The organism is Kitasatospora sp. NBC_01266 (assembly GCF_036242395.1).
Classification (GTDB): Bacteria; Actinomycetota; Actinomycetes; order Streptomycetales; family Streptomycetaceae; genus Kitasatospora.
Window position 1 is genome coordinate 4,991,483 of the sequence record NZ_CP108458.1, and the last position, 25,830, is coordinate 5,017,312.

At 72.5% G+C, this 25,830-nt stretch carries 23 protein-coding genes and 2 tRNA genes; 19 read left to right on the forward strand and 6 right to left on the reverse strand.

The window, feature by feature from the left end; all coding sequences use genetic code 11:
* Positions 1-4: 4 nt before the first annotated feature.
* The 6 genes from rsmA to OG403_RS21940 all read left to right on the forward strand — a co-directional run bounded on the left by rsmA (position 5) and on the right by OG403_RS21940 (position 7,693).
* Complete coding sequence (rsmA, locus tag OG403_RS21915) at positions 5-889, forward strand: 16S rRNA (adenine(1518)-N(6)/adenine(1519)-N(6))-dimethyltransferase RsmA (RefSeq protein WP_329566959.1); 885 nt, start codon at positions 5-7, stop codon at positions 887-889.
* Positions 886-1,821 (forward strand): 4-(cytidine 5'-diphospho)-2-C-methyl-D-erythritol kinase, encoded by a 936-nt coding sequence (locus OG403_RS21920; RefSeq protein WP_329566961.1) that lies wholly within the window; start codon positions 886-888, stop codon positions 1,819-1,821. The genes rsmA and OG403_RS21920 overlap by 4 nt, the downstream gene beginning before the upstream one ends.
* Positions 1,822-1,915: 94 nt before the next feature.
* Positions 1,916-3,706, forward strand: a complete 1,791-nt coding sequence (locus OG403_RS21925; protein WP_329566963.1) for an ABC-F family ATP-binding cassette domain-containing protein — start codon at positions 1,916-1,918, stop codon at positions 3,704-3,706.
* A gap of 457 nt (positions 3,707-4,163) precedes the next feature.
* Entirely contained in the window at positions 4,164-4,625 is a 462-nt protein-coding gene (locus OG403_RS21930) for a hypothetical protein (protein WP_329566965.1), read from the forward strand.
* 55 nt (positions 4,626-4,680) lie between these two features.
* Positions 4,681-6,234 (forward strand): WXG100 family type VII secretion target, encoded by a 1,554-nt coding sequence (locus tag OG403_RS21935; RefSeq protein ID WP_329566966.1) that lies wholly within the window; start codon positions 4,681-4,683, stop codon positions 6,232-6,234.
* A 121-nt stretch (positions 6,235-6,355) separates the two neighbouring features.
* On the forward strand, positions 6,356-7,693 hold the full coding sequence (locus tag OG403_RS21940; protein ID WP_329566968.1) for a S8 family serine peptidase: 1,338 nt from the start codon (positions 6,356-6,358) through the stop codon (positions 7,691-7,693).
* Between the two features lie 51 nt (positions 7,694-7,744).
* Here the strand turns inward: OG403_RS21940 and OG403_RS21945 are convergent, their stop codons facing one another.
* The 3 genes from OG403_RS21945 to OG403_RS21955 all read right to left on the reverse strand — a co-directional run bounded on the left by OG403_RS21945 (position 7,745) and on the right by OG403_RS21955 (position 10,328).
* Positions 7,745-8,212, reverse strand: coding sequence for a hypothetical protein (locus OG403_RS21945; protein ID WP_329566971.1), 468 nt, complete (start codon positions 8,210-8,212; stop codon positions 7,745-7,747).
* Between the two features lie 95 nt (positions 8,213-8,307).
* Positions 8,308-9,966: an alpha/beta hydrolase gene (locus OG403_RS21950; RefSeq protein WP_329566972.1), complete on the reverse strand. Its 1,659-nt coding sequence runs from the start codon at positions 9,964-9,966 to the stop codon at positions 8,308-8,310.
* On the reverse strand, positions 9,966-10,328 hold the full coding sequence (locus OG403_RS21955) for a PE domain-containing protein (RefSeq protein WP_329566974.1): 363 nt from the start codon (positions 10,326-10,328) through the stop codon (positions 9,966-9,968). Before OG403_RS21955 ends, OG403_RS21950 begins: the two co-directional genes overlap by 1 nt.
* A 190-nt stretch (positions 10,329-10,518) precedes the next feature.
* On the opposite strand from OG403_RS21955, the gene OG403_RS21960 reads away from it, so the two are divergent.
* The 7 genes from OG403_RS21960 to OG403_RS21990 all read left to right on the forward strand — a co-directional run bounded on the left by OG403_RS21960 (position 10,519) and on the right by OG403_RS21990 (position 17,923).
* Positions 10,519-11,961 carry an MFS transporter gene (locus tag OG403_RS21960; RefSeq protein WP_329566976.1) on the forward strand — a complete coding sequence of 481 codons (1,443 nt, stop codon included), beginning with the start codon at positions 10,519-10,521 and terminating at the stop codon, positions 11,959-11,961.
* Positions 11,962-12,107: 146 nt separating this feature from the next.
* Positions 12,108-12,183 (forward strand) — tRNA-Thr (locus tag OG403_RS21965).
* 199 nt (positions 12,184-12,382) lie between these two features.
* Complete coding sequence (locus OG403_RS21970; RefSeq protein WP_329566978.1) at positions 12,383-13,051, forward strand: response regulator transcription factor; 669 nt, start codon at positions 12,383-12,385, stop codon at positions 13,049-13,051.
* 353 nt (positions 13,052-13,404) lie between these two features.
* On the forward strand, positions 13,405-14,580 hold the full coding sequence (galT, locus tag OG403_RS21975) for a galactose-1-phosphate uridylyltransferase (RefSeq protein ID WP_329566980.1): 1,176 nt from the start codon (positions 13,405-13,407) through the stop codon (positions 14,578-14,580).
* Positions 14,577-15,560, forward strand: a complete 984-nt coding sequence (gene galE, locus OG403_RS21980; RefSeq protein WP_329566982.1) for a UDP-glucose 4-epimerase GalE — start codon at positions 14,577-14,579, stop codon at positions 15,558-15,560. Before galT ends, galE begins: the two co-directional genes overlap by 4 nt.
* A 28-nt stretch (positions 15,561-15,588) precedes the next feature.
* Positions 15,589-16,815 carry a galactokinase gene (locus tag OG403_RS21985; protein WP_329566984.1) on the forward strand — a complete coding sequence of 409 codons (1,227 nt, stop codon included), beginning with the start codon at positions 15,589-15,591 and terminating at the stop codon, positions 16,813-16,815.
* A 214-nt stretch (positions 16,816-17,029) separates the two neighbouring features.
* On the forward strand, positions 17,030-17,923 hold the full coding sequence (locus OG403_RS21990) for a response regulator transcription factor (RefSeq protein ID WP_329566986.1): 894 nt from the start codon (positions 17,030-17,032) through the stop codon (positions 17,921-17,923).
* Positions 17,924-17,996: 73 nt separating this feature from the next.
* On the opposite strand, the gene OG403_RS21995 is transcribed toward OG403_RS21990, so the two are convergent.
* The 3 genes from OG403_RS21995 to OG403_RS22005 form a co-directional block, all read right to left on the reverse strand.
* Positions 17,997-18,494 (reverse strand): MarR family winged helix-turn-helix transcriptional regulator, encoded by a 498-nt coding sequence (locus OG403_RS21995; RefSeq protein ID WP_329566988.1) that lies wholly within the window; start codon positions 18,492-18,494, stop codon positions 17,997-17,999.
* 111 nt (positions 18,495-18,605) lie between these two features.
* Positions 18,606-19,319 carry a TetR/AcrR family transcriptional regulator gene (locus tag OG403_RS22000; protein ID WP_442910955.1) on the reverse strand — a complete coding sequence of 238 codons (714 nt, stop codon included), beginning with the start codon at positions 19,317-19,319 and terminating at the stop codon, positions 18,606-18,608.
* Entirely contained in the window at positions 19,316-20,278 is a 963-nt protein-coding gene (locus OG403_RS22005) for an acyl-CoA desaturase (RefSeq protein ID WP_329566992.1), read from the reverse strand. The genes OG403_RS22000 and OG403_RS22005 overlap by 4 nt, the downstream gene beginning before the upstream one ends.
* A 182-nt stretch (positions 20,279-20,460) precedes the next feature.
* Here OG403_RS22005 and OG403_RS22010 point away from each other — a divergent pair.
* The 6 genes from OG403_RS22010 (at position 20,461) to OG403_RS22035 (ending at position 25,779) form a co-directional block, all read left to right on the forward strand.
* A tRNA-Gln gene (locus OG403_RS22010) sits at positions 20,461-20,533 on the forward strand.
* Between the two features lie 176 nt (positions 20,534-20,709).
* Positions 20,710-22,185, forward strand: coding sequence for a bifunctional UDP-N-acetylglucosamine diphosphorylase/glucosamine-1-phosphate N-acetyltransferase GlmU (glmU, locus tag OG403_RS22015; protein ID WP_329566994.1), 1,476 nt, complete (start codon positions 20,710-20,712; stop codon positions 22,183-22,185).
* Positions 22,186-22,417: 232 nt separating this feature from the next.
* Entirely contained in the window at positions 22,418-23,395 is a 978-nt protein-coding gene (locus tag OG403_RS22020; protein ID WP_329566996.1) for a ribose-phosphate diphosphokinase, read from the forward strand.
* Positions 23,396-23,639: 244 nt separating this feature from the next.
* Positions 23,640-24,233: a 50S ribosomal protein L25/general stress protein Ctc gene (locus OG403_RS22025; protein ID WP_329566998.1), complete on the forward strand. Its 594-nt coding sequence runs from the start codon at positions 23,640-23,642 to the stop codon at positions 24,231-24,233.
* 105 nt (positions 24,234-24,338) lie between these two features.
* Positions 24,339-24,917 carry an aminoacyl-tRNA hydrolase gene (gene pth / locus OG403_RS22030; RefSeq protein WP_329567000.1) on the forward strand — a complete coding sequence of 193 codons (579 nt, stop codon included), beginning with the start codon at positions 24,339-24,341 and terminating at the stop codon, positions 24,915-24,917.
* Between the two features lie 148 nt (positions 24,918-25,065).
* Positions 25,066-25,779, forward strand: a complete 714-nt coding sequence (locus OG403_RS22035; protein WP_329567002.1) for a hypothetical protein — start codon at positions 25,066-25,068, stop codon at positions 25,777-25,779.
* Positions 25,780-25,830: the final 51 nt, after the last annotated feature.

Sequence of the window (25,830 nt, forward strand, 5' to 3'; positions counted from 1 at the left end):
CCCGGTGAGCACCGCCGACCCCACCCCTGACAGCAGCAACCTGCTGAGCGCCTCCGACATCCGGGAGCTGGCCGCCGCCCTCGGGGTCCGCCCGACCAAGCAGCGCGGCCAGAACTTCGTGATCGACGCCAACACGGTCCGCCGGATCGTCCGCGCCGCCGACGTGACGCCCGAGGACGCCGTGGTGGAGGTCGGCCCCGGGCTCGGCTCGCTCACCCTGGCGCTGCTGGAGGTGGCCGCGCACGTCACCGCCGTCGAGATCGACCCGCTGCTCGCCCAGCACCTGCCGGACACCGTCGCGGCCCGGATGCCGGCCAAGGCGGGCGCCTTCGACCTGGTGCTCAGCGACGCGATGGAGGTCACCGAACTGCCCGGCCCCGCGCCCACCGCGCTGGTGGCCAACCTGCCGTACAACGTCGCGGTCCCGGTGCTGCTGCACATGCTGGCCACCTTCCCCAGCATCGAGCGGACCCTGGTGATGGTGCAGTCCGAGGTCGCCGACCGGCTGGCCGCCAAGCCGGGCAACAAGGTCTACGGGGTGCCCTCGGTCAAGGCCAACTGGTACGCCGAGGTGAAGCGGGCCGGCGCGATCGGCCGCAACGTCTTCTGGCCGGCGCCCAACGTCGACTCGGGCCTGGTCTCGCTGGTCCGCCGTCAGCCGCCGGTCACCACCGCCACCCGGGTGGAGGTCTTCCAGGTGGTGGACGCCGCCTTCGCCCAGCGCCGCAAGACGCTGCGTGCCGCGCTGGCCGGCTGGGCCGGTTCGCCGGCCGCCGCCGAGCAGGCGATCGCCGCCGCCGGCATCGACCACACCCTGCGCGGCGAGATGCTGACGGTCGAGCAGTTCGCCGCCATCGCCGAGCACAAGCCGAAGGGTCCGGTCGGGTGAGTACTCCTGCTGAGGTGACCGTGCGGGTGCCCGCCAAGGTCAACGTCCAGCTGGGCGTCGGCGGCCTGCGCGGCGACGGCTTCCACGACCTGGCCAACGTCTTCTTCGCGGTCGCGCTCGGCGACCAGGTGACGGCCCGCCAGGGCGTCGGGGTCAGCCTGAGCTGCGAGGGGCCGGACGCCGACCAGGTCCCGCTGGACGACACCAACCTGGCCGCCCGCGCCGCCCGCCTGCTGGCCGCGCACCACGGGATCGAGCCGAACGTCGCGCTGCACATCGGCAAGGCCATCCCGGTGGCCGGCGGGATGGCCGGCGGCAGCGCCGACGGGGCCGCCGCGCTGGTCGCCTGCGACGCGCTCTGGGGCCTGGCCACCCCGCTGCCCGAGCTGCTGGCGCTCGCCGCCGAGCTGGGCTCCGACGTGCCGTTCGCGCTGCTCGGCGGTGTCGCGCTGGGGCGCGGCCGGGGTGAGCTGCTGGAGCCGCTGGAGGCCGGCGGCACCTTCCACTGGGTCTTCGCGGTGGCCGACGGCGGCCTGTCCACCCCCGCCGTCTTCCGCGAGTGCGACCGGCTGCGCGAGGCGGCCGGCACCGGATCGAGCGAGCAGGACGTCCCGACCCCGGACGCCGACCCGGCGCTGCTGGCCGCGCTGGCCGCCGGCGACCCGGTCGCGCTGGCCGCCGCGCTCACCAACGACCTGCAGGCCGCCGCCCTCTCGCTGCGCCCCGCGCTGGCCGACTGCCTGGCGGCGGGCCTGGCGGCCGGCGCGCTCGGCGCGCTGGTCTCCGGCTCGGGACCGACCTGCGCCTTCCTGGTCAAGGACGCCGTCGAGGCGCGCTCCGTCGCCGCGGCGCTGACCGCCTCCGGCAGTTGCCGCGCCGCGCACCCGACCCACGGGCCGGTCCCGGGCGCGCACGTGATCGGCGGCGCGTGACGCACCGGCGGGGGACCAACGGCGGCGACGGGGAGCATGGGCGCGGCGACTAGGCTGGAGCTTCCAGTCCGTCCACCCCAGGAGCGCAGCGCACGTGGCCGTCAACCTCGCCACCATCGAGTCCGTCACGAAGGTCTACGGCACCCGGGCCCTTCTGGACGGGGTCAGCCTCGGCGTCAGCGAGGGGGACCGGATCGGCGTCGTCGGCCGCAACGGCGACGGCAAGACCACGCTGATCCGGATGCTCGCCAAGCTGGAGGAGCCCGACGGCGGGCGGATCACCCACTCCGGCGGGCTCCAGCTGGCCGTCCTCACCCAGCACGACTCGCTCGACCCGAAGGCCACCATCCGGCACGAGGTGATCGCCGACCGGGCCGACCACGAGTGGCTCGGTGACGCCCGGATCCGCGACATCATCCAGGGCCTCTTCGGCGGCCTGGACCTGCCCGGCTTCCCGGACGGCCTGGACACCGTGATCGGCCCGCTCTCCGGTGGCGAGCGCCGCCGGATCGCGCTGGCCAAGCTGCTGCTCGGCGAGCCCGACCTGATCGTGCTCGACGAGCCCACCAACCACCTCGACGTCGAGGGCATCGCCTGGCTGGCCCAGCACCTGCAGAACCGCCGCTCCGCGCTCGTCTGCGTGACCCACGACCGCTGGTTCCTGGACCAGGTCTGCACCCGGATGTGGGACGTCCAGCACGGTGAGGTCCGCGAGTACGAGGGCGGCTACTCCGACTACGTCTTCGCCCGCGCCGAGCGCTCCCGGATCGAGGCGACCGAGGAGCAGAAGCGGCAGAACCTGGCCCGCAAGGAGCTGGCCTGGCTGCGCCGCGGCGCCCCCGCCCGCACCTCGAAGCCGCGCTACCGGATCGAGGCCGCCAACGCGCTGATCGCCGACGTGCCGGAGCCGCGCGACAAGAGCGAGCTGATGAAGTTCGCCAACGCGCGCCTGGGCCGGACCGTCTTCGAGCTGGAGGACATCACGGTCAAGGCCGGCGACAAGCTGCTCCTCGAGCACCTCACCTGGAACCTCGGCCCCGGCGACCGGATCGGCCTGCTCGGCGTCAACGGCGCCGGCAAGACCTCGCTGCTGCGCGCCATGCAGACCGCGTACGCCACCCAGGGCGACACGCAGCCAGCGTCCGGTGTGATCAAGGTCGGCAAGACGGTCCGGCTGGCCTACCTCGCCCAGGAGATCGCCGAACTCGACCCCGCCACCCGGGTGTTGCAGGCCGTCGAGCAGGTGCGCGGCCGGGTCGACCTCGGCAAGGGCCGGGAGATGAGCGCCGGTCAGCTCTGCGAGCAGTTCGGCTTCGGCAAGGACAAGCAGTGGACCCCGGTCGGCGACCTGTCCGGCGGTGAGCGGCGGCGCCTGCAGCTGCTGCGGCTGCTGATGGACGAGCCCAACGTGCTCTTCCTGGACGAGCCCACCAACGACCTGGACATCGAGACCCTCAACCAGCTGGAGGACCTGCTCGACGGCTGGCCCGGTTCGATGATCGTGATCAGCCACGACCGCTTCTTCATCGAGCGCACCACCGACACCGTCCAGGCACTGCTCGGCGACCGCCGGATGCGGATGCTGCCGAACGGCGTGGACGAGTACCTGGAGCGTCGCGCCGCCGTGGTCGCCGCCGCGGCCCCCGCCATCGCCGTGCCGGTGAAGCCCGCGGGGGACACCAGGGCCGCGAAGAAGGAGCTGCAGCGGATCGAGCGGCAGATCGCCAAGCTGGACAAGGAGGAGAGCAAGCTGCACGGCCAGATGGCCGAGCACGCCGCCGACTTCGCCAAGGTCGCCGAGCTGGACGCGCAGCTGCGCAAGGTCCGGGAGGAGAAGGAGGAGCTGGAGCTGAGCTGGCTGGAGCTGGCGGAGGAAGCCTCCTGACCGGCACCGGTCCTGCGAATCCCGGAGTCTGACGGACGATCAGTTCGGTGTGCTGTCGGTGCGGATACGGCGTGACGGGTCCGTACCGATGGCGCTTCGGCGGAGCGATATCCCTGCCCTGCTGACAGGCCTGCTGGCTAGGATGCTGCTGGCGGCTGTCGCCCGGTCACTGACGGTTGGCCGGGCTCGGGTGGGCTCGGGTGGTCTCGGACGGTCTCGGACGGTCTCGGGTGGGCGAGTGCCGTGGAACGACCGTCGTGGGAAGACGTGTTGTGGCACGGTCGGCCTGGCGCCGGCCGTGTACGGGGGAGGTGCATCGTGGTCGAGATGTTGGTGACGGACGGGGGCTACGGCCGCCACACCCGCGTACTACAGTGCACAGGGCAGGAAGAACGCCCAGGAGGACACCGCCCGCAGCCTGGTGGACCAGGTCGGATCAGACCAGGTCAAGCTGGAGTTGACCACACTGCAGGGCTTCAAGTCCCAGGTGGACCAGATGCTTGGCCAACTGGACTCGTCGAACGCGAGCTCCGGTCAGATCGCCCAGCAGGTCCTGCAGCAGAGCCACCTCGGCACCGGGTTCCCCGAGTCGGCCGATCTGCTGGCGGCGTACAACATCGTGCACAGCAACCTGCAGACGCTGTCCCAGACGCTCTCCGACCAGATCCAGGCGATGAGCATCGCCGTCGACATCAACGCCCGTGGCTACCAGAACGTCGACGACTCGCAGCGTGAACTGCTCTGGACCATCCACAACCAGACGGACACCCAGTACACCACCGGAGTCCAGCAAGGCGGCGTGGTAACCCCGGTGAGCGCTGCCGACTCGTCGTCCGGCGCCGCCCCCAGCGGCACGACGGCCGCGCCCGCCGCCGACACCACTCCCACGCCCTCGAACGCCGGGGGAGGCGTCGGGTGATTCCGCCGGGGAACGCGCTGAGCCTGACGAACTACGTTGGCACGGGGAGCCACTGATGGCCAGACCATCCGTCGACGACGGCCCGCACGACTGGTCCGCGGCCAAGTCGCACCAGGAACTGCTGGACATGATCAAGGACGCGAACACCGGCGTCATCTCGGACCGCGGCGGTGCGCTTCGCGGTGCGTCGGGCACGCTGACCGACATCAGCGCCCAACTGAACAGCAACGTCCAGAACCTGGAGTGGACGGGCCCGGCGGCCGACAGCTTCCGCGACTGGGCCGGAAAGCTCACCACGGCGACCACCCAACTCGCCGACTACGCCCTCGCCGCCGCGCCGGCCCTCGAGGACGCGGGCACCGCGCTGGGCACCGCGAAGGCGATGCCGCCGCTGCCCGGCAAGGAACTCGACACGCTCCAGCGCTACACGAACCAGGGTCCGCCGCTGAGCCCGACCGACCAGGCGAAGCGCAAGGCCCTGGACCCCAGCTACGTGACGACCCAGGACGCGCAGGACGCACAGGCGAAGATCGACTCGGACCGTCAGGACGCCGTCGATGCGATGACGAGCCTGGCGGGTGCGTACGACGAGTCGACGTCGCAGCTGAACGCGCAGACGCCGCCGCTCTTCCCGCCGACGCCTACGGCGGTGATGGGGCCGCCGCCGCAGAAGACTGTGTGGAGTGGCGAAGGCGGCGCTTCTTTCGGTGGTGGGTCCGGTGGAGGCAGGGGCGCCGACCATAGGCCGGTGCCCGGCCCTGGCGAGGTGCGCGTCGCTCCGGTCCAGCCTGACCCGAGGCTTCCGGTGACCCGGACACCCATCCCGGGACCGGGCCCGCAGCCGGTGCCACCGACCACGCACCCCGAACCGCAGCCGGGTCCGACCCCGCAGCCCACTCCAGCTCCCAAGCCTGTAACGCCGCCCAGCACCGGAATTGACGGTGTCTCGGTATCCACGGTGCCACCGCTGGGCACGACCGGCGGCGGGCTGCCGCCCCAGGGCGGTCTCGGCGGCCCGCCGGGTGGCGGCGGTCTCGGTGCCGGCTACTCAGCTGCCGGCTACGTCGGAGGCATCGGCAGCTTCCGTGGCTACGGCGGACGCAGCGGCACCAGCGCGCCCAATACTGACGAAGGCATCTCGGGCGGCGTCAGCAACCCCGGCCCGGTCTCGGGCCGCAGCCAGCTCGGCGCCAACGCCATCGGCGCCGAGGAGGGCGAGGCCGGTGCGGCCGGCGCGACGGGTCGTGGATCGGCGGGCGGCATGATGCCCGGCGGCGCGGGTGGCTTCGGCGGTGCCCGTGGCGGTGTGGGCGGCGGCATCGGCCGTGGCCGCGGCCTGGTCTCGGCCGAGGGCGGTGAGGTCGGCGGGACCCGCGAACCCAGCCCGGAGGGCGAGTTCACCCCCGGCGGCAGCGGCCTGCGGGTCCGTGCCGGCGCCAATGGTGAGGGACGCACGACCGAGGAGGGCCAGGGCGGCATGATGCCCGGGGGCACGGGGCAGGCCGGCAAGCGCAAGAAGGACCGTCGCAACCGCGCCGACTACCTCGTCGAGGACGAGGAGACGTGGGTTGGCGGTACTCCGGTCAGTAACCCCGACGTGATCGGGTGAGCACCGGACAACTGCCCGCCCGTATGGCAGCCATGGGATTGAGGAGAGCGTGATGTGGCGAGCCCGCACGGGCGTCCGATGGCGGAGTGCTGCCGCGCTGCTGGCACTGAGTCTCGCCACGATGGGCGCCTTCGCGACGACCGCGCAGGCCTACGACAATCCTCGCAGTGCAGAGTGGCATCTGGACGCCCTGCACATGCCGGAGGTCTGGCAGACCAGCACTGGACAGGGCATTACGGTCGCGGTCATCGATGGTGGCGTCAAGGCCGATGCGCCGGATCTGGTTGGGCAGGTTCTGCCTGGCAAGGACTTCAGCGGTCTCCCGGGAGGGCCGACGACTGATAACGATGGCCACGGAACCGGAATGGCCAGCATGATCGCCGGTTCCGGCAAGAGTTTCGGCGGCAAGGGCGCCACGGGTCTGGCCCCGGGAGCCAAGATCCTTCCGCTTCGTGTCAACTCGACCTCGTCGGTCAGCAGTTCCGTGACGATGAGCCAGGTCGACCAGGCCATCCGTTATGCCACCGACAATGGCGCCCAGGTCATCAGCATTTCGCTGGCCATGCGTGATGTCGATCTGACCAGCAGTGATCTGGCGGCCTTGAAGACCGAGGCCGATTACGCGATCGGAAAGGGCCGCCTGATCGTTGCCGGTGCGGGTAACAGTGCACAGGAAGGCGATCCGGTCATGTATCCGGCTGCAATGCCGGGCGTGGCGGCGATTGGTGCCTTCGATCAGACCGGCACCCATATCGCTGAATCCGAATACGGGCCGTACATCGCGTTGGCTGGGCCGGGCCAGGACATCTACAGTGCATGCACCGACCCGACTGGCTATTGCCACAGCAACGGCACGTCCGACGCCACGGCGCTCACCGCAGCCGCTGCCGCCATCCTGTGGCAGGTCCACCCCAGTTGGACCGGTAGCCAGATCCTCCGCGTCATGATCAACTCCGCCGACAAGCCCAACGACGGCAGTAACCATTCGCCCTACATCGGCTTCGGCAACATCAGCCCCCGCAACTCCATCCACTACACCGGCGATCCCGGCCCGGCCGACGTCAACCCGCTGATCGCCGCGGGCATCGACGTCAACCCGTCCGCCTCGCCCGCCACCCTCGGCTCGGCGCCCGCCTCCGCTGCGGCAGGTGCCCCGTCGGGCGCCCCCGCCGTCGGTGGCGAGTCGGCCCCCGCGCACACCGCCACCGCGACCGGGAAGTCCTCCGCCGGCAGCGTGCCGCTCCTCGTCGGTGGCGTGGTCGTCGCCCTGGTGGTGATCGGCCTGGTGATCTTCCTGGTCGTTCGCAGGCGCGCCACCCCGCCGCCTCCGGCCGCGCCGCTCGGCTACCCGGTGTACCAGCAGCCCCCTGGTTACGGCACCCAGCCCCCGCCGCCGGTGGGGGGCAACCCGTACCAGCAGTCGCCGCCGCCCGGCCCGTACAACCCGCCGCAGGGCTGAGGCACTTCGGGGCAGGTCGGCTGGATCGCCCGATGAGGAAGTGGTGTTCGGTCAGTTGGACCAGAACGGGTCCTCGGTGTTCGGCATGATGTCCGGGTTCCCGTTGGCCAGGGTGGGCTGCGGGGGCTCGGGGCCGAAGGGGGCGGGGGTGAGGGGGATGGGGGTGACGGCGGCGGTGACGGTGATGTTGCCGGGGTAGCCGACGATCAGGTTCAGGGCGGAGCCGTCGGGCGTCCGGGCGGTCATCGCGGGCATCCTGGTGTCGGCGTTCACGCTCTCGATCGTGTAGCCGCGATCTTTCCAGTGGCGTTCCACCAGGCCGAGCAGCGCACCGTACCTGGTGGTGGCGACCTTGGTCATGACGTAGCGGTCGAGGGAGGCGTTGGCGGTGCCTCCGGGTTCGTCGTTCTCGGTGGAGTGGGGCCAGCCGTCGCGGAATCGGAGTGCGGGGGTGAGGGCGGCGAAGGTGTCGTCGAGGAGCCCGACCATCTTGGCCCTGGCTTCCGTCGGGCTCATCATCGTGGCGCTTGTCCCAGTGGATCGAGGGCTGGTGCCGACTGTCTGGCAGGCGGTCAGTGACAGCAGGAGGGCGGCCCGGAGCAGCCTGGACGGCTTCATCGCGGGACCTGGCTCCTGACGTTCTCCGGGTGTCCGGTCACGATCTGGCCGATGTTCGGCAGGGCGTGCCCGCCGATCGGATCGAGGTAGTTCGAGTGGGCCGAGAAACTGTGCGGCGGACCGTCGGCCACGTCGAACCGGTGCGCGCCGAAGTCCGCGCTCGCCGGGTCCTTGCCGAACCACCGTCCGTTCTGGTCGCCCAGCACTTCTTGCAGCGGATCGGGCAGGTAGGTCACCGGGTCGTTGTCGGCCGCGCCCACCCACACGTGGTCGGCTGCCACGCCCAGTTGCCCGGCGTTGTCCGCCCCGGCGCCGGGGCTGCCGATGAGGACGATGTCGTCGGCCCGGGTGCCGCCGCCGGGGCGCCGGCCGGCGAGTCCGACGGTCAGCGAGCCGTAGCTGTGGCCCAGGGCGACCAGGTGGGCCGGTGGTCCTTCGTGGGCGGCCCGCAGGCCGGCCATGAAGCGGTCGTAGCTCTCGGCTCCGGCGCGGGCCCGCTCTTCGCCCATCACGTCAAGGGTCTGCGGGTCGTGCTTGTCGATCCCGGGCGGCGGGTCGTAGCCGAGCCACACCATGGACGCCGTCGGGCGGGTGGGATCGGCGCGGAGGGCGGCTCGCCAGACACTGAGTGCCCGATCCGCGTCCTTCCCGCCCACGCAGCGCAGTTCCGTACCCAGCCCCGGCACGTACGCGCTCACGTTGCTCGCCGTGTCCGGGTTGCCGAAGGAGAGGATGCCGCGGCCCTGGCCCTCGCAGGAGATGCCGTAGAGCAGCACGGGCGGGTTGGCCGGACTGCGGTCCAGGCGCTCCTGGATGGCCCGGAGCCCGTCCAGCTTCAGCTGGTCGGTGACGGATCGCCAGGTGCGGGCGGCGAAGTCGTCCAGGTAGCGCCGCAGGAGCAGGCGGTTGGCCTGGTCGCGGGCGGTGGCGGGCAGGCCGTCGCGGTTGCCGATCAGGTCGGGCCGGGTGGTGATCAGGTGCTGCTGCTGGTCCGGCGGCAGGGCGCGCCACCAGGCGGCGACGGCCTCGGGGGAGGCGGACGGGGGTGGGACGGCGCAGCGCAGGAGATCGGGGGCGGTGATGAGCGGGGAGAGCGGGGCGGGGGTGTACGGGTCCGGGGCGTAGCCGTGGTCGGTGAGGCCGGAGCCGTCGGTGGCGGCGCGGGTGAAGCCGGCGAGCTGTTCGGCCAGGGCCCGGTCGAGGGCGTCGGCCCCGGCGAGGACCGCGCGGACGCGACCGGTCAGGGCGGTGCGCCGGGCGCGGGCGTCGGGGTCGTGGCGTTCGGCGGCCGGCGTGGCGGGGTCCAGGGGAATCGAACCGTCCGGGCCGAGGGTGACTCCGGCGGCCCGCGCATCGGCGAGGGCCGAGGCCAGCTCGGCCTGGGCCAGTCGCAGGGCGTCGGCGCCGGCCCGCAGGCAGGCGCCGATCCGCCGCAGTTCGGTGCGGGCGGCGATCAGGCGGTCGTCGGTCTGCTGGAGCGAGGCGCGGCAGGCGTCGGCGGCGGTACCGAGCCAGCCGGAGCCGCTGGTGCGGTCGCGGACGCCGGACTGCCAGGCGTCGATGTGCTGCTGGAGCGCGTCGGCCAACTGCTCGTAGGCCTCGGCGTCTTCCGGAAGCAGCTGCGGGTCGGCGTCCCGCAGGGCGGCGAGGTCCATCACCGGCCCACCGGGCGTGGACCGGTCCGGAACGGGTCGGTGGCCTGCCGCTGTCCGGACGGGGCCGACGGCACGCCGAAGGCGTCCAGCGCCGAGGCCTCGCCGTCCCGGTACTGCTGCCCGGTGGTGCTCAGACGTTGCCCCTGAGTCTCCAACTCGCCTGCCAGGGTGGCCAGCAGGGATCGCCAGGAGTCTCCGCAGGCACGCAGCGCGGCCGCTGTGCGCCAGCCACTGAGTCGGGTGGCCGCGGTGGCGCCGACGGGGGTGAGCCGCTCGGTCTGGCCGGGGAGGCGGGCGGCGATCGCGGCCGCGCACTGCCCGGCGGCCGTCAACTCCTCGGGCCTGACCTGGAATCCACCCATGAGGCCTCCGAATCGGGAGCGCTGCCCGCCGACGGTGACGGGCACGGTGAGTGGTCGGAGCATAGCGCTCGGTTTCCGGCGGTGTACAAATTATCGCCGCGCACAACCCCGGGGTGTATACGAACAGCGCGCGCCCCCCTCACCCGACTGGCGGCTCCCCGGCGCCCGGTCCGCCCGGCATCGTCGAGGCATGGCGATTGACATGGCGTCAGGTGCGTCAGAACAGGGTGTCCCCGACCTCGGCAGTGGCGAGGGTCTGGGGCGGGTGGCGGTTGCCGCCTTCGTCGGGACGGCGATCGAGTTCTATGACTTCTTCCTGTACGGGATGGCGGCGGCCCTGGTCTTCGGGCGTGAGTTCTTCCCGGTGCTCACCCCGGTCAACGCGCTGCTCGCGGCCTTCTCGGTCTATGCGGTGGCATTCGTGGCCAGGCCGGTCGGCGCGGTGGTGTTCGGTCATTTCGGGGATCGGCTGGGCCGCAAGGCGGTGCTGGTGGCCTCGCTGGTGATGATGGGGGCGTCGACGGCGGCGGTCGGCGTGCTGCCCGGGTACGGGCGGTTGGGCGGTTGGGCCCCGGCGATCCTGGTGGTGCTGCGGTTCTGCCAGGGGTTCGGGCTGGGCGGTGAGTGGGGCGGTGCGGCGCTGCTGCTCGCGGAGTACGCGCCGGTGCGCCGCCGTGGCCGGTACGCCGGGTACCTGCAACTCGGCCCCTGCGCCGGCTCGGTGTTGGCGACGGCGGTCTTCCTGGTGCTCTCGGCCGGGCTCAGTGAGAGCGAGTTCGCGCGGTGGGGGTGGCGGCTGCCGTTCCTGGGCTCCCTGGTGCTGGTGGGTATGGGGCTCTTCGTGCGGCTGCGGATCTCGGAGACCCCGGTCTTCGCCGAGGTCGCGGCCGTGGCGACGGCCCGCGCCGCGGACGGCACGGGTGGCGAGGCCGACGGCGGCGCACCGGTTCCGCATGCGGTGCCGGTGCTGGCGGTGCTGCGCGAGCACTGGCGCACCGTCCTGCTCGGTGGTGGCGCGCTCTCCTTCGGCTATGCGCTCTTCTATCTGACCAACACCTACGCCCTCGCCTACGCGACCGACCAGTTGGGCCTGGGCCGGACGATGATGCTCACCCTGCAACTGCTCGCCGCGCCGGCCGGTGCGCTGGCGGTCTGGTTCAGCTCGGGCGGGTCCGACCGCTGGGGTCGGCGACGAACGGTCCTGGTGGCCACGGCGGCGGCGGTCTGCTGGTCGCTGCTCTTCTTCCCGCTGCTGGAGAGCCTGCGGCCGGGCCTGGTGCTGCTCGCGACGGTCGCGTCCGCCGCGCTGATGGGGCTGCTGCTCGGGCCGGTGGGGGCCTACCTGCCGGAGCTCTTCCCGACCCGGGTGCGCTACACCGGCGCCGCGCTCACCTACAACCTCGGCGGCGTGGTGGGCGGTGGGACGGCACCGCTGCTGGCGACCAGGCTGACCGCCGTGTACGGGACGGCGACGCCGGTCGGCTGGTACCTGGCCGGGCTCGGCGTGGCCTCGCTGCTCTGCCTGCTGCTCCTGCCGGAGACCAGCGGCGTGGATCTGGCCGCTGATCAGCGGCCGGCCGGCCGCCGCAGGCGTCGGACCCCCAGTCCGCTGGGCGGAGGTTCGGCCCTGTAGGGCGGGCCTCGGGCCCGCCGGCGGGCTGGCTGTGCGGCCGGCCCCGGGGCGGCGCGCTCCGGGCCGCAGGGCGCGTGATGTCCGGCGGGCACCGATTTCCCAATCCCGCCGATGACCATGTAATGTCTTCCTCGTTCGACCGGTTCGCCCCTATAGCTCAGTCGGTAGAGCGTCTCCATGGTAAGGAGAAGGTCTGCGGTTCGATTCCGCATGGGGGCTCCATCGGAGAAGGTCCTCGCCATCACGGCGGGGGCCTTTTTCGTTATCCTCCTGGCAGTGCCTCGAGCGGTCATCATCCGAGTCGCCGAGAGCTGGCGGTCAGGTCCGCGATGCGCTGTGATGGGGCGTCAACAGTGCTGTGGCGTACGGCCGGTACGCGTCGCGCGGGTTCGGCTCCGCGCAGGGTACGGGGGAGGGCCCCTTGGGCGTGCGGCTCGTCGTGGTCGATGATCACCGATTGCTGGCCGAGGCGTTGGCGGCGGCGCTGCAGGTGCGTGGTCACCGGGTGCTGGCGGTGGGCTGCCCGACGTCGGCCGGGCCCGACCTGGTCGCCCAGCGTCGTCCGGAAGTCTGCCTGCTCGGCGTCGCCCGCCCCGGCGCTCAGGGGGCGTTCGCGCCGGTGCGCAGGCTGCGCCAGGAGCGGCCCGAGGTCCCGGTGGTGGTGCTCGGCCCGGTGGACGATCTGCGGGGCGTCTCCAACGCCTTCGCGGCGGGTGCGGCCGGCTATGTCCGCAGCGACGAGCGGATCGAGGTGGTGGACCGCGCCATCACCCGGGCCAGGGCCGGCGAGGCCGCGGTCGCGGTGGAGGTGCTCCAGGCGGCCTTCGAGCGGCTGCTGCGCCCGGTGCGCGAGCCCGACGACGAGGCGCTGCGGCTGCTCGCCGCGCTGACCCGCCGGGAGATCCAGGTGCTGGCCCGGATCGCCGAGGGCCAGGACACCCAGGAGATCGCCGCCGGCATGGGCATCGCCCCGAGCACGGCGCGCACCCATGTGCAGCGGGTGCTGATGAAGCTGGGGGCCCGCACCCGTCTCGAGGCGGCGGCCGTCGCGGACCGCACCGGACTGCTGGCCCGCCTGGTCCGCGAGTAGCCCGCACCCCGTGGCGAGCGCCCCGCACCCGCGGCGAGCGCCCCGCGTCCGCCACGAGCGCCCCGCGCGGGCCTGCGCCCGCGCACCCGGCCTGCTCCGTGCCCCGACCCGCCCGGCCGTCGCCGCCGGAGGCTGCTCCCGACACCGCCCGCGAACAGTTCACGAACGGCGCGGGAACAGTCCGTCGCTTCCCACCGGACTGTTGCTCCCTGAGGGGTGTTCGTCTCATCTTCCCGTGACCACGCCATGCCCTGGCGCGCCGATCTCTTGCGCAGTCTGTTGACTGCTGATGAGTAATGTTTGATTATGTGTGAAGCATTGAACGGCGAATAGCCACAGCGAGGGCGGAGACTGTGCGGAAGACCACGACCAAGCTGGCGGATGGCCGCGAGCTGATCTACTACGACCGGGACGAGTCGGCGCAGCGCGACGCTCGTGACCGGCGTCCGCTGGAGCCGACCGCGAGCCTCGCCGAGATCCGCCGCGACCCTGTGCTCGGCGACTGGGTCACCGTGGCCGCGCACCGCCAGGCCCGCACCTACCACCCGCCGGCCGACGAGTGCCCGCTCTGCCCCAGCCAGGGCGAGCGCCTCAGCGAGATCCCCGCCGCCGACTACGACGTGGTGGTCTTCGAGAACCGCTTCCCCTCCCTGGCCGCCGACGCGGCGGCCTACGTGGCGGCGACCGGCGAGCCGCTGTCCGCCGAGCAGCCCGCCGCCGGACAGCCGGGCACCGACCCGCCGACCGCCGAGCCGCCTGCCCTGCACCTGACCCGGCCGGGCGTCGGCCGCTGCGAGGTGGTCTGCTTCACCGCCGACCATCACGCCTCGTTCGCCGCCCTCGACGAGGCCAAGGCCCGCCTGGTGATGGACGCCTGGACCGACCGCACCGCCGAGCTGGGCGCGCTGCCGGACGTCGACCAGGTCTTCTGCTTCGAGAACCGCGGCGCCGAGATCGGCGTGACCCTGGCTCACCCGCACGGCCAGATCTACGCCTTCCCCTTCACCACCCCGCGCACCGTCAAGATGATCACCCAGGCGAACGAGCACCGCGCCCGCACCGGGCGGAACCTGTTCGAGGACCTGCTGGCCGCCGAACTGGCCGACCCCGTCCGGGTGGTGCTGACCGGTGAGCACTGGACGGCCTTCGTCCCGTTCGCCGCCCGCTGGCCGTACGAGGTGCACCTCTACCCGAACCGCCGGGTTCCCGCGCTGACCGCGCTGTCCGAGGCCGAGCGGGCCGAGTTCCCGCGCCTCTACCTGGAGTTGCTGCGGCGCTTCGACCGCCTCTTCGGATCGGGCACCGAGACCCCGGACCAGCCGCCGGCCCCCACTCCCTACATCTCCGCCTGGCACCAGGCGTCCCGCCGGGGCGGTGCCGAGCTGGCACTGCACCTGGAGCTGTTCACGATCCGACGTACGGTAGGCAAGCTGAAGTTCCTGGCCGGGGTCGAGTCCGGCATGGACGCGTTCGTCAACGATGTGTCGCCCGAGGCGGCGGCGCAGCGCCTGCGGGAGGTCGCAACATGAGCAAGTACCTGGTCACCGGCGGTGCCGGCTACGTCGGCAGTGTGGTCGCAGCCCACCTTCTGGAGGCCGGGCACCAGGTCACCGTGCTGGACGACCTGTCCACCGGTTTCCGCGAGGGCGTCCCGGCCGGTGCCGAGTTCGTCCAGGGCCGGATCCAGGACGCCGCCCAGGTGCTGGACGGCGGCTCCTTCGAGGCGGTGCTGCACTTCGCCGCCTCCTCGCAGGTCGGCGAGTCGGTCGTGGACCCGGAGAAGTACTGGCGCAACAACGTGGCCGGCTCGCTGGAGCTGGTCGGCGCGATGCGCAAGGCCGGTGTGCGCAAGCTGGTCTTCTCCTCCACCGCCGCCGTCTACGGCGAGCCGGAGGTCACCCCGATCGCCGAGACCGCCCGCACCTCGCCGACCAACACCTACGGCGCCACCAAGCTCGCCGTCGACCACCTGATCACCAGCGAGGCGATCGCCCACGGCCTGGCCGCGGTCAGCCTGCGCTACTTCAACGTGGCGGGCGCGTACGCCAGTTCCTCCGGCACCACGTTCGGCGAGCGGCACGACCCGGAGTCGCACCTGATCCCGCTGGTCTTCCAGGCCGCGCTGGGCCAGCGCCCGCACATCTCGGTCTTCGGCGACGACTACCCGACCCCGGACGGCACCTGCATCCGCGACTACATCCACGTCGCGGACCTGGCCGACGCGCACCTGCGGGCGCTGACGGCCGCGAAGCCGGGCGAGCACCTGATCTGCAACCTGGGCAACGGCAGCGGCTTCTCGGTCCGCGAGGTGATCGAGTCGGTCAAGCGGGTCACCGGCCGGGAGATCCCGGTGGTCACCGCCGGGCGCCGGGCCGGCGACCCGGCCGTCCTGGTCGCCTCCGCCGAGCGCGCCCACCAGGCCCTCGGCTGGACCCCCAAGCTCCCCGAGCTGGACGCCATCGTGGCCGACGCCTGGGCCTTCACGCTCGACAAGTCCAACGCCAAGTAGCGGTAGCAAGCCTGCGGGAGAGTAGAACGTGCGAGACGAGTTCGAGCGGATCTTCGGCGCCGCCCCCAGCGGAGTCTGGGCGGCGCCCGGCCGGGTGAACCTGATCGGTGAACACACCGATTACAACGAAGGGTTCGTGCTGCCGATCGCTCTCCCGCAGGCGGTCAGGGTGGCCGCCGCTCCGCGCTCCGACGGCCGGTTGCGCCTCTACAGCGCCCAGGGTGACGACGTGGTCACCGACCTGCTGGTGGACCGGCTGGCCCCCGGCGCGGTCACCAGTTGGGCCGGCTACCCGGCCGGCGTGGTCTGGGCGCTGCGCGAGGCGGGGCACCGGATCGGTGGTGCCGACCTGTACTTCGACAGCGACGTGCCGACCGGCGCCGGCCTGTCCTCCTCCGCCGCGCTGGAGTGCGCCGTGGCGGTGGCCTTCCGCGACCTGTACCAGCTCGAACTCACCTCGGCGGAACTGGCGCTGCTCGCCCAGCGGGCCGAGAACGACTTCGCCGGGGTGCCCTGCGGGGTGATGGATCAGATGGCCTCCTCCTCCTGCGTCGAGGGGGCCGCGCTCTTCCTGGACACCCGCCCCCAGCCTTCGGCCGGGGGGACCCCCACCCAGCCTTCGGACAGGGGGACTTCGGCCGGGGGGACCCCCACCCAGCCTGCGACGGTCCTGAACTACCGGCAGGTGCCGTTCCGTCCCGCCGAGCAGGGGTTGGCGCTGCTGGTGATCGACACCCGGGTCAAGCACGACCTCGGGGACGGGGCCTACGCCACCCTGCGGGCCGGCTGCGAGCGGGCCGCCGAGCTGCTGGGCCTGGCGGCGCTGCGCGACCTGAGCGCCGAGGCGCTGCCCGCCGCGCTGGCGGTGCTGGACGGCCACCCGGGCGAACTCGGCCCGCTGGTGCGCCACGTGGTGACCGAGGACGAGCGGGTGGTCCGCGCCGTCGAGCTGCTGGACAAGGGCGACTTCGCCGCGCTCGGGCCGATCCTGACGGCGGGCCACGCCTCGCTGCGGGACGATTTCAAGGTCTCCTGCGCGGAGACCGACCTGGCGGCCGACACCGCGGTGGCGGCGGGTGCGCTGGGCGCCCGGATGACCGGTGGCGGCTTCGGCGGCTCGGTGATCGCCCTGGTGCCGCAGGAGTTGGCGACGGCGGTCGAGGAGGCGGTCGAGGCGGCATTCCTGGCGGCCGGCTGGGCGGCGCCCAAGGTCTTCGCGACCGTCGCCGCGGCGGGAGCCCGCCGACTGGACTGATGACCGGACCGATGACCGGACGAACGGCGGGCCGAACGGCCCGCCACCCACCCCGAGGTCCCGCCGTGCAGAGCTTCGGCAGTTACCGCCGCGACTTCGCACAGGGTGACCGGTTCTGACGGTGTTTCACCGAATCCCCGCCGCCGCGCCCCGCAGCCCGTACCCTGAGTCCGGTATCGGATGGGGGCCGGGCCGGAGCAGGGGGGACACCGAGATGGGGCGGATCCGCATCCTGGTGGTCGACGACCACCGCATCTTCGCCGAAGCGCTCGCCACCGCGCTCTCCGCCGAGCCGGAGATCGAGGTCGGCGCCGCCGGCAGCGCTGCCGCGGCCGAGCACGCCCTGGAGCGGGCCGCCGCCGAGGGTCGGCCCTTCGACGTCCTGCTGGTCGACGCCGACCTGGGCGCCACCGGGGCCGCACTCGGCCTGCCGCGCCGCCCGCGTGCGGCGGCGGAGCCCGAGGCCACCGGCCCGGCGGCGCTGCGCCGCCCGACCGGCGTGGTGCCGGCCCCGCGCCGGGCCGGCAGCGCGCTGGTCCCGCCGCGCCAGGCCGAGCTGGCCGTCGTGCCGCCGGTGAGCCGCCCGGCCGTGGCGGGGCAGCGCCGCCCGGTGGACGGGATCACCCTGCTGGGCCGCTCCTGCCACACCTACCCGGGCCTGCGCGCGGTCGTCCTGGCCGCCGAGGAGGACCCGCGCCGGGCGGTCCGCGCGCTCTACGCGGGCGCGGCCGGCTGGGTGGCCAAGGAGAGTTCGCTGACCCGGCTGCTGACCGTGCTGCGCGGCGTGCTGCGCGGTGAGACCCACCTGCCGCCCACCCTGCTCACCGGCGTGGTGCGGGAGTTGACCACGGCGCGGCGGGACCGCACGGAGAGCGAGCGGCTGGTCGAGTCGCTGACGCCCCGGGAGAAGCAGGTGCTGCGCTGCATGGTGGCGGGCCTGGGCCGGCAGGCGGTGGCCGAACGGCTCTACCTCTCCCCGCACACGGTGCGCACCCACATGCAGAACGTGCTGGGCAAGCTGGGGGTGCACTCCACGCTGGCCGCCGTCGCGCTGGCCCGCCGGGCCGGGGTCGGGCCGGCCGAGCCGGCGAGCGCACCGGCGCCCTGAGCCGGCGCCCTGAGTCGACGGCCGAGCCGACGGCGCGGTGGCGTACCAGTGCTGGGTGGCGGGTGAGCCGGGCTCAGCCCGGGATGTTGTCGAACGGCGCGACCAACTGCCGCAGCAGCGAGGCCAGCTCGGCCTGCTGACCGCCCGACAGCTCGGCCAGCAGCTCGCGCTCGTGCGCGAGCAGTCCGGCCAGCGCCTGGTCGGCCTTCTGCTGTCCGAGCGCGGTGAGCCGGACCAGCACCCCGCGCCGGTCGTCCGGGTCGGGCAGCCGCTGCACCAGGTCCTTGCCGGCCAGCCGGTCGATCCGGTTCGTCATGGTGCCGGAGGTCACCAGGGTCTGGGTGAGCAACTGGCCGGGGGAGAGCTGGTAGGGCCGCCCGGCCCGCCGAAGCGCCGTCAGGACGTCGAACTCCCACGGTTCCAGGCCGTGCTCGGCGAAAGCCGCACGGCGGGCCCGGTCCAGGTGGCGGGCGAGCCGGCTGACCCGGCTGAGCACCTGGAGCGGTTGCACGTCGAGGTCGGGGCGCTCGCGGCGCCATGCTGCGACCAGGCGGTCGACCTCGTCCTCCATGTGGATCAGTGTATCGGGGGTTCTGTCGATATGAAGCCTCTTGACATCGAGAAACTGTTCACCCGGCGTTGATCTGCCCGGAAACCGGCCGTCAACCGGTGCCGACCGGGCTCAGTTCTGCCGCTCGCCGACCAGCTTCGGATGCCGCTCCATCCCCTCCAGGCCGTGCCAGGCCAGGTTGACCAGGTGCGCGGCGACCTCGGACTTCTGCGGCTTGCGCACCTCCAGCCACCACTGGCCGGTCAGCGCGACCATGCCCACCAGCATCTGCGAGTACATCGGCGCCAGCCGGGCGTCGAAGCCGCGGGCCTTGAACTCCAGGCCCAGGATGTCCTCGACCTGGGTGGCGATGTCGCTGATCAGCGAGGCGAAGGTGCCGGTGGACTGGGCGACCGGGGAGTCCCGGACCAGGATCTTGAAGCCGTCGGTGGAGGTGTCGATGTAGTCCATCAGCGCGAAGGCGGCCTGCTCCAGCAGCTCCCGGGAGTGCCCCCCGGTCAGCGCCCCGGTGACCATGTCGAGCAGCAGTTGCATCTCGCGGTCCACCACCACCGCGTAGAGCCCCTCCTTGCCCCCGAAGTGCTCGTAGACCACCGGCTTGGAGACGCCTGCCCGCTCGGCGATCTCCTCCACCGAGGTGCCGTCGTAGCCGCGCTCGGCGAAGACGGAGCGCCCGATGTCCAGCAGCTGCTCGCGCCGTTGCTTGCCCGTCATCCGGACCCGGCCGGCTCGTCCTGTTCCGGTTCTGGTGGGCGGGCGATGGCCGTCTGCGCTGTCTCCGTTGCTCCCGTTCACCCCTCCATCATGCTGTAGACGACGGGTCATGCGGTGCGCCGGGCGTCAATGCGCCCCGCGGTGGGCCAGCGGACGTCACGGGCCCAGCCGGCCTGCTCGAACCAGCGGATCAGCCGGGCGGAGGAGTCCAGCTGACCGCGCAGCACTCCGTGCCGGGCCGAGGTCGGGTCGGCGTGGTGCAGGTTGTGCCAGGACTCGCCGCAGGAGAGCACCGCCAGCCACCAGATGTTGCCCGAGCGGTCCCGGGACTTGAACGGCCGCTCGCCGATCGCGTGGCAGATCGAGTTGATCGACCAGGTCACGTGGTGCAGCAGCGCGATCCGGACCAGCGAGCCCCAGAAGAAGGCGGTCAGCGCGCCCTGCCAGGACCAGCTGAGCAGCCCGCCGGCCAGCGGCGGCAGCAGCATCGAGATGGTGGTCCAGAGCCAGAAGAGCCGGGAGACCGCCCGGATGTCGCGGTCGTTCACCAGGTCGGGCGCGTAGATGTGCTGCGGGGTCTGCTCGGAGTCGAAGAGCCAGCCCATGTGCGCCCACCAGAGGCCCTTGAGCAGGGCCGGCACGGTCTCGCCGTAGCGCCAGGGCGAGTGCGGGTCGCCGTCCTTGTCGGAGAACTTGTGGTGCTTGCGGTGGTCGGCCACCCAGCGCACCACCGGGCCCTCGACCGCGAGGCTGCCGGCCACCGCCATGGCGATCTTCAGCACCCGGCCGGTCTTGAAGGAGCGGTGGGTGAAGAACCGGTGGTAGCCGACGGTGATGCCGTGGCAGGTGAGGAAGTACATGACCGTCGCGATCGCCAGATCCCGCCAGCCCAGACCCCAGCCCCAGGCCACCGGTACGGCGGCCAGCAGGGCGAGGAACGGTACGGCGATGAAGAGCCCGAGCGCGATCCGTTCGGGCAGCCCCTGCTTCTCACCGCCCAGGGTGGCGGAGATCTCGGAGGCGGGCCGGGCGGCTGCTGCCGGCGGCACTTGGTCGGCCTGAAGCGTCATGGGCTGTCCCTCGCGGAAAGGAGCGGAAAGGAGCGGTGCCTACGGTTGCGTAACTTACGGCATCGTAAGTTGCCGGACCCGCCAAGGGAAGCGGGGCGCGGCGGCTCGGGCCCCGGGTGTCACTCTGGGGATCGAGGGCGATACCCAGCCGGGGGAGGACTCCGGTATGGTCTGAGCAGCCATCCGCCGTGGGGTAATCGGCAGCCCGCAGGCCTTTGAAGCCTTGCAGTGTTGGTTCGAATCCAACCGGCGGAGCACTGTCGCGTGGCCGGGGCGGTCCGCCCCGGCTACGCGTGCTGGTGTGCGAGTGCAGCTACCTTGCGCGGTTATTCTCAGGACTGGTCATTGGCGGGCCCGGCCGACCGCGCGGCGTGCGGAGTCGTGCCGACGAACCCGGCCCGCTCTCCAGTCACCCCCAAGGAGCCTCCCGCGTGAGTGCAAACCCCCTTGCCGCCGTCATCGTGCTCGCCGCCGGTGAGGGCTCCCGGATGAAGTCCAAGGCGCTGCCCAAGGTGCTGCACCCGCTCTGCGGCCGGAGCCTGCTGGGACACGTGGTGACTGCCGCCGAGGAGCTGGCGCCGGAGCAGCTGGTGGTGGTGATCGGTCACCTGAAGGAGCTGGTGGGGGACCACCTGGCCGACGCCCACCCGCACGCGCGCCCGGTGGTGCAGGACGAGCAGCTCGGCACCGGGCACGCCGCCCGGGTCGCGCTGGAGGCGCTGGCCGCCGACGGGATCACGCTGGACGGCACGGTGATCGTCACCTACGGGGACGCCCCGCTGCTGTCCGCCGCCACCCTGCGCGAGCTGGCCGGGCGGCACGCCGCCGAGGGCAACGGCGTCACCGTGCTGACCGCCAAGGTGCCCGACCCGAGCGGCTACGGGCGGATCCTGCGCGATCCGGCGGACGGCGCGGTCACCGGCATCGTCGAGCACAAGGACGCCGACCCGGCCCAGCTGGCGATCGCCGAGATCAACTCCGGCGTCTACGCCTTCGACGGCAAGCTGCTGGCCGAGGCGCTGACCCGGATCGGCACCGACAACGCGCAGGGCGAGGAGTACCTGACCGACACCCTGGAGATCCTGCGCTCGGCCGGCCACCGGGTGGGCGCGGTGGTGGCCGCCGACCACCGGGAGATCCTCGGCATCAACGACCGGATCCAGCTCGCCGAGGCCCGCCGGCTGCTCAACGACCGGCTGCTGGAGGCGGCGATGCGCGCCGGTGTCACCGTGGTCGACCCGGCCAGCACCTGGATCGACGCGCAGGTGAGCTACGAGCCGGACGCCGTGGTGCTGCCCGGCACCCAGCTGCACGGCGCCACCCACCTGGGCGAGGGCTGCGAGGTCGGCCCGAACTGCACGCTGACCGACACCGTGGTCGGCGCCGGTGCCAAGCTGAGCAACGCGGTGGTCGAGCAGGCCGAGATCGGCGCGGGCGCCACCGTCGGCCCGTTCGCCTACCTGCGCGGCGGCGTGGCGCTCGGCGAGAAGGGCAAGGTCGGCACCTTCGTCGAGGTCAAGAAGTCGAGCATCGGGGCCGGCGCCAAGGTGCCGCACCTCTCCTACATGGGCGACGCCACCATCGGCGAGGGCGCCAACGTGGGCGCGGCCTGCGTGACCGCCAACTGGGACGGGGTGAACAAGAACCCCACCGTGATCGGCGCGCACGCCCGGGTCGGCACCGACAACATGCTCGTCGCCCCGGTCACCATCGGTGACGGCGCCTACACCGGCGCCGGCTCGGTGATCAGCCAGGACGTGCCCCCGGGTGCGCTCGGCGTGAGCCGCGCACAGCAGCGCAACATCGAGGGCTGGGTGGCGCGCAAGCGTCCCGGCACCGTCTCCGACCGGGCGGCCGCCGCCGCCCTGGCCGCGGCCGAGTCGGCCACCGGGACCCAGGAGCTCTAGGGATCCGTCCCCGGGCCCGCCCGGTCCGGGCCGTGCGGAGTGGCGAGCCGCACAGGTCCCGGGCCGGGCTCTTCGTGAGTGGGCGCGTAACCTGGTGTACATACGTGCGCCGTGGGGCTGTAGCCCGTGCCGAGGCGTACCCAATCCCTCGTCGACCACCGGTCCGGGCGGCTCCTGCCGCCCGGGTGCGGTGCGGCGGGACCATGCGGCAGCAACACGAGGAGACGGTGCAGTGAGCGGGATCACGACGTCGGGTGAGAAGAAGCTGAAGCTCTTCTCCGGCCGTGCCCACCCTGAGCTGGCGAAGGAGGTGGCCGCTGCGCTGGGCACCGAGCTCGTCCCGACCAAGGCCTTCGAATTCGCCAATGGCGAGATCTACGTCCGCTTCCTGGACTCCGCCCGGGGGGCGGACTGCTTTGTGATGCAGAGCCACACGGCTCCCATCAACCAGTGGATCATGGAACAGCTGATCATGATCGACGCGTTGAAGCGGGCCTCGGCCAAGAGCATCACCGCGATCCTGCCGTTCTACGGTTACGCCCGCCAGGACAAGAAGCACCTGGGCCGCGAGCCGATCTCGGCCCGGCTGATCGCCGACCTGCTGGCCCAGGCCGGCGCCGACCGGATCATGGCGGTCGACCTGCACACCGCGCAGATCCAGGGCTTCTTCGACGGCCCGGTGGACCACCTGTTCGCGCTGCCGCTGCTGGCCGACTACGTCGGTGAGAAGGTCGCCCGCGACAAGCTCACCATCGTCTCGCCGGACGCCGGCCGGGTGAAGGTGGCCGACCAGTGGTGCGACCGCCTCGACGCCCCGCTGGCGATCATCCACAAGCGCCGCGACATGAGCCAGGCCAACACCATCCTGTCCGCCGAGGTGGTCGGTGACGTCAAGGGCCGGGTCTGCGTCCTGGTCGACGACATGATCGACACCGCCGGCACCATCTGCGCCGCCGCCGACGCCTGCTTCGAGGCCGGTGCCGCCGACGTCATCGTGGCCGCCACCCACGGCGTGCTCTCCGGCCCGGCCGGCGACCGCCTGAAGAACTCCCGGGTCAGCGAGTTCGTCTTCACCAACACGCTGCCCTGCCCGGCCGAGCTCCAGCTGGACAAGGTCACCACCCTCTCGATCGCCCCGTCGATCGCCGCCGCGATCCGCGAGGTCTTCGAGCAGGGCTCGGTCACCTCGCTCTTCGAGGGCGTGCACTGATCACCTGACGTACTGTCAGCTCCTATCGGCCCCGTCGCTGCTGAGCGACGGGGCCGATTTCACGGTTGACGAGCGGTGCGGTTAGACTCTTGAGACTGCTCGGCGAGGGATGTTGTGCGCGCTCAGGCGCCTGCTCCGTGATCGACGCGCTGGATCTATATCCGCCGAGCTGCCCCATGTACTTGAGGGTGTGGTCTCGGCGGTTTTTCGCTTTCTGCACCCGTTTCCACGCCAGGAGTGCAGCATGTCCGAGATCCGCATTGCCGCCGAGCCCCGCAGCGAGTTCGGCAAGGGTGCCGCCCGTCGCGCCCGTCGTGCCGGCTTCGTCCCCGGTGTCGTCTACGGCCACGGCCACACCCCGGTGCACCTGAACCTGCCCGGCCACGACCTGATGATGGCCCTGAAGACCCCGAACGCCCTGCTGGTCGTCCCGATCGAGGGCAAGGACGAGTTCGTCCTGCCGAAGGCCGTCCAGCGCGAGGCCATCAAGCGCACCATCGAGCACGTCGACCTGCTGCTGGTCAAGCGCGGCGAGAAGGTCAGCGTCGAGATCCCGGTGCTCGTCGAGGGCGAGCTGGCCCCCGGTGGCAACCTGGTCGAGCACGTGCTGAACGCGCTGCCGATCGAGGCCGAGGCCACCCACCTGCCCGAGGCCGTCACCGTCTCGGTCGAGGGCCTGGAGGCCGGCGCCTCCATCACCGCCGGCGACATCGTGCTGCCGAAGGGCACCACCCTGACCGTCGAGGCCGACGCCGTCGTGCTGCAGGTCATCGCCGCCCAGGCCGCTCCGGTCGAGGAGGAGGCTTCCGAGGAGGAGGCCGCCGCCGTCGAGGCCTGAGCCTTGCGGTAATCCGTTCTTCGGCGCTGCCCCGGCTCCCCGTGTGGGAGTCGGGGCAGCGCTGCGTTCGCGCGATGATGTGGTCGTAGACAGGAGGAGTGGGAGATGAGCGGCGAGTACACCGGCCCCTGGCTGGTCGTGGGCCTCGGGAACCCCGGCGAGGGCTACGCCCGCAACCGGCACAACATCGGCTTCATGGTGGTCGACCTGCTGGCCCAGCGGATCGGCGCGAAGTTCAAGGCGCACAAGAGCCGGGCCCAGGTGGCCGAGGGGCGGCTGGTCGGGCAGCGGGTGGTGCTGGCCAAGCCGATGACCTTCATGAACCTCTCCGGCGGCCCGGTCACCGCGCTGCGCGACTTCTACAAGGCCCCCACCTCGGCAATCGTGGCGATCCACGACGAGCTGGACGTCGACTACGCGGCGCTGCGGCTCAAGCTCGGCGGCGGCGACAACGGCCACAACGGGCTCAAGTCGATCACCAAGTCGCTCGGCCCCGACTACCACCGGGTGCGCTGCGGGATCGGCCGTCCGCCGGGCCGGATGGAGGTCGCCGACTTCGTGCTCAAGGACTTCTCGTCCGCCGAGCGCAAGGAGCTGGACTGGTTCGTGGACCGCTCGGCGGACGCGGTCGAGGCCCTGCTGACGGAGGGTCTGGAGCGGGCCCAGGGCACCTACAACGGCTGAGTGTCCGCTGGAAGATCCCTGAGTGTCCGTCAATCCCGGTCGCAGGTATGACGGACAGGGCAACAGTCGTACAACTCTTCGCCGCAGGCGGCGCTCGGGAGCCGGAAGCCCTCGGCTGATCGGATACGGTTCACCCGGACTCGGGAAGATGGGGGCGCTGGTGGGCGCGGGCTTGGGCACGGCACGGGTGGCCGGTACGTGGATGGTGGCGGCTGCGGTGCTGCTGGGCGGCGCCGCGGTGGCCTGGGGCGCCGAGCCGAGCGGCTCGCCGGCCCCGTCGGCGAGTGCGGCCGGCTCGCCGCCGGCCCCGAGCGGTGCCGCGTCGGCGTCGGCCGCCCCGGGGCTGCCGCCGGCCGGCCCGGCGACGTCCAGCGCGTCCCCCTCTCCCACCGCGACGACCAGCGCGGGCCCCAGCTGCCCGCCGCTGTCCGGCCCGAGCGACAGCCCGTCGCCGAGCGCGACGGCCTCGCCGACGGCCGCCTCCTCGCCGACGGCCCCCGCCGCGCCGACCCCCGGCGCACTGCCCAGCGGCTGCCCCACCCCCACGCCGACGCCGACCCCCTCGCCGTCGGGCACCCGGGCCACGGGGTACTCCTACACCGGCGGGCGTGGCAGCGGCCGGATCCGCACGGCCCGCCCGGCTCCCGCGCCGAGCGCGCTGGACGCCCAGATGGTCGACGTCCAGCCGGCCTCCGCGTCGCCGACCCCGACCCCGCCGGCCGCGCCGACCGCGCTCTCCGGGGCGTTCATCTCCACCCTGGGCAGCAACGCCGGCATACCGGCGGTGGCCGGTGGCGCGGTGATCGCGGCCGGCGGCGGCGCGCTGTGGCTCAAGCGCCGCCGGGGCGACCGGACCGACTGAGAGCCGGTCCCGGCAGCAGAGCAGCAGGGCAACACAGCAGGGGCCCCACGC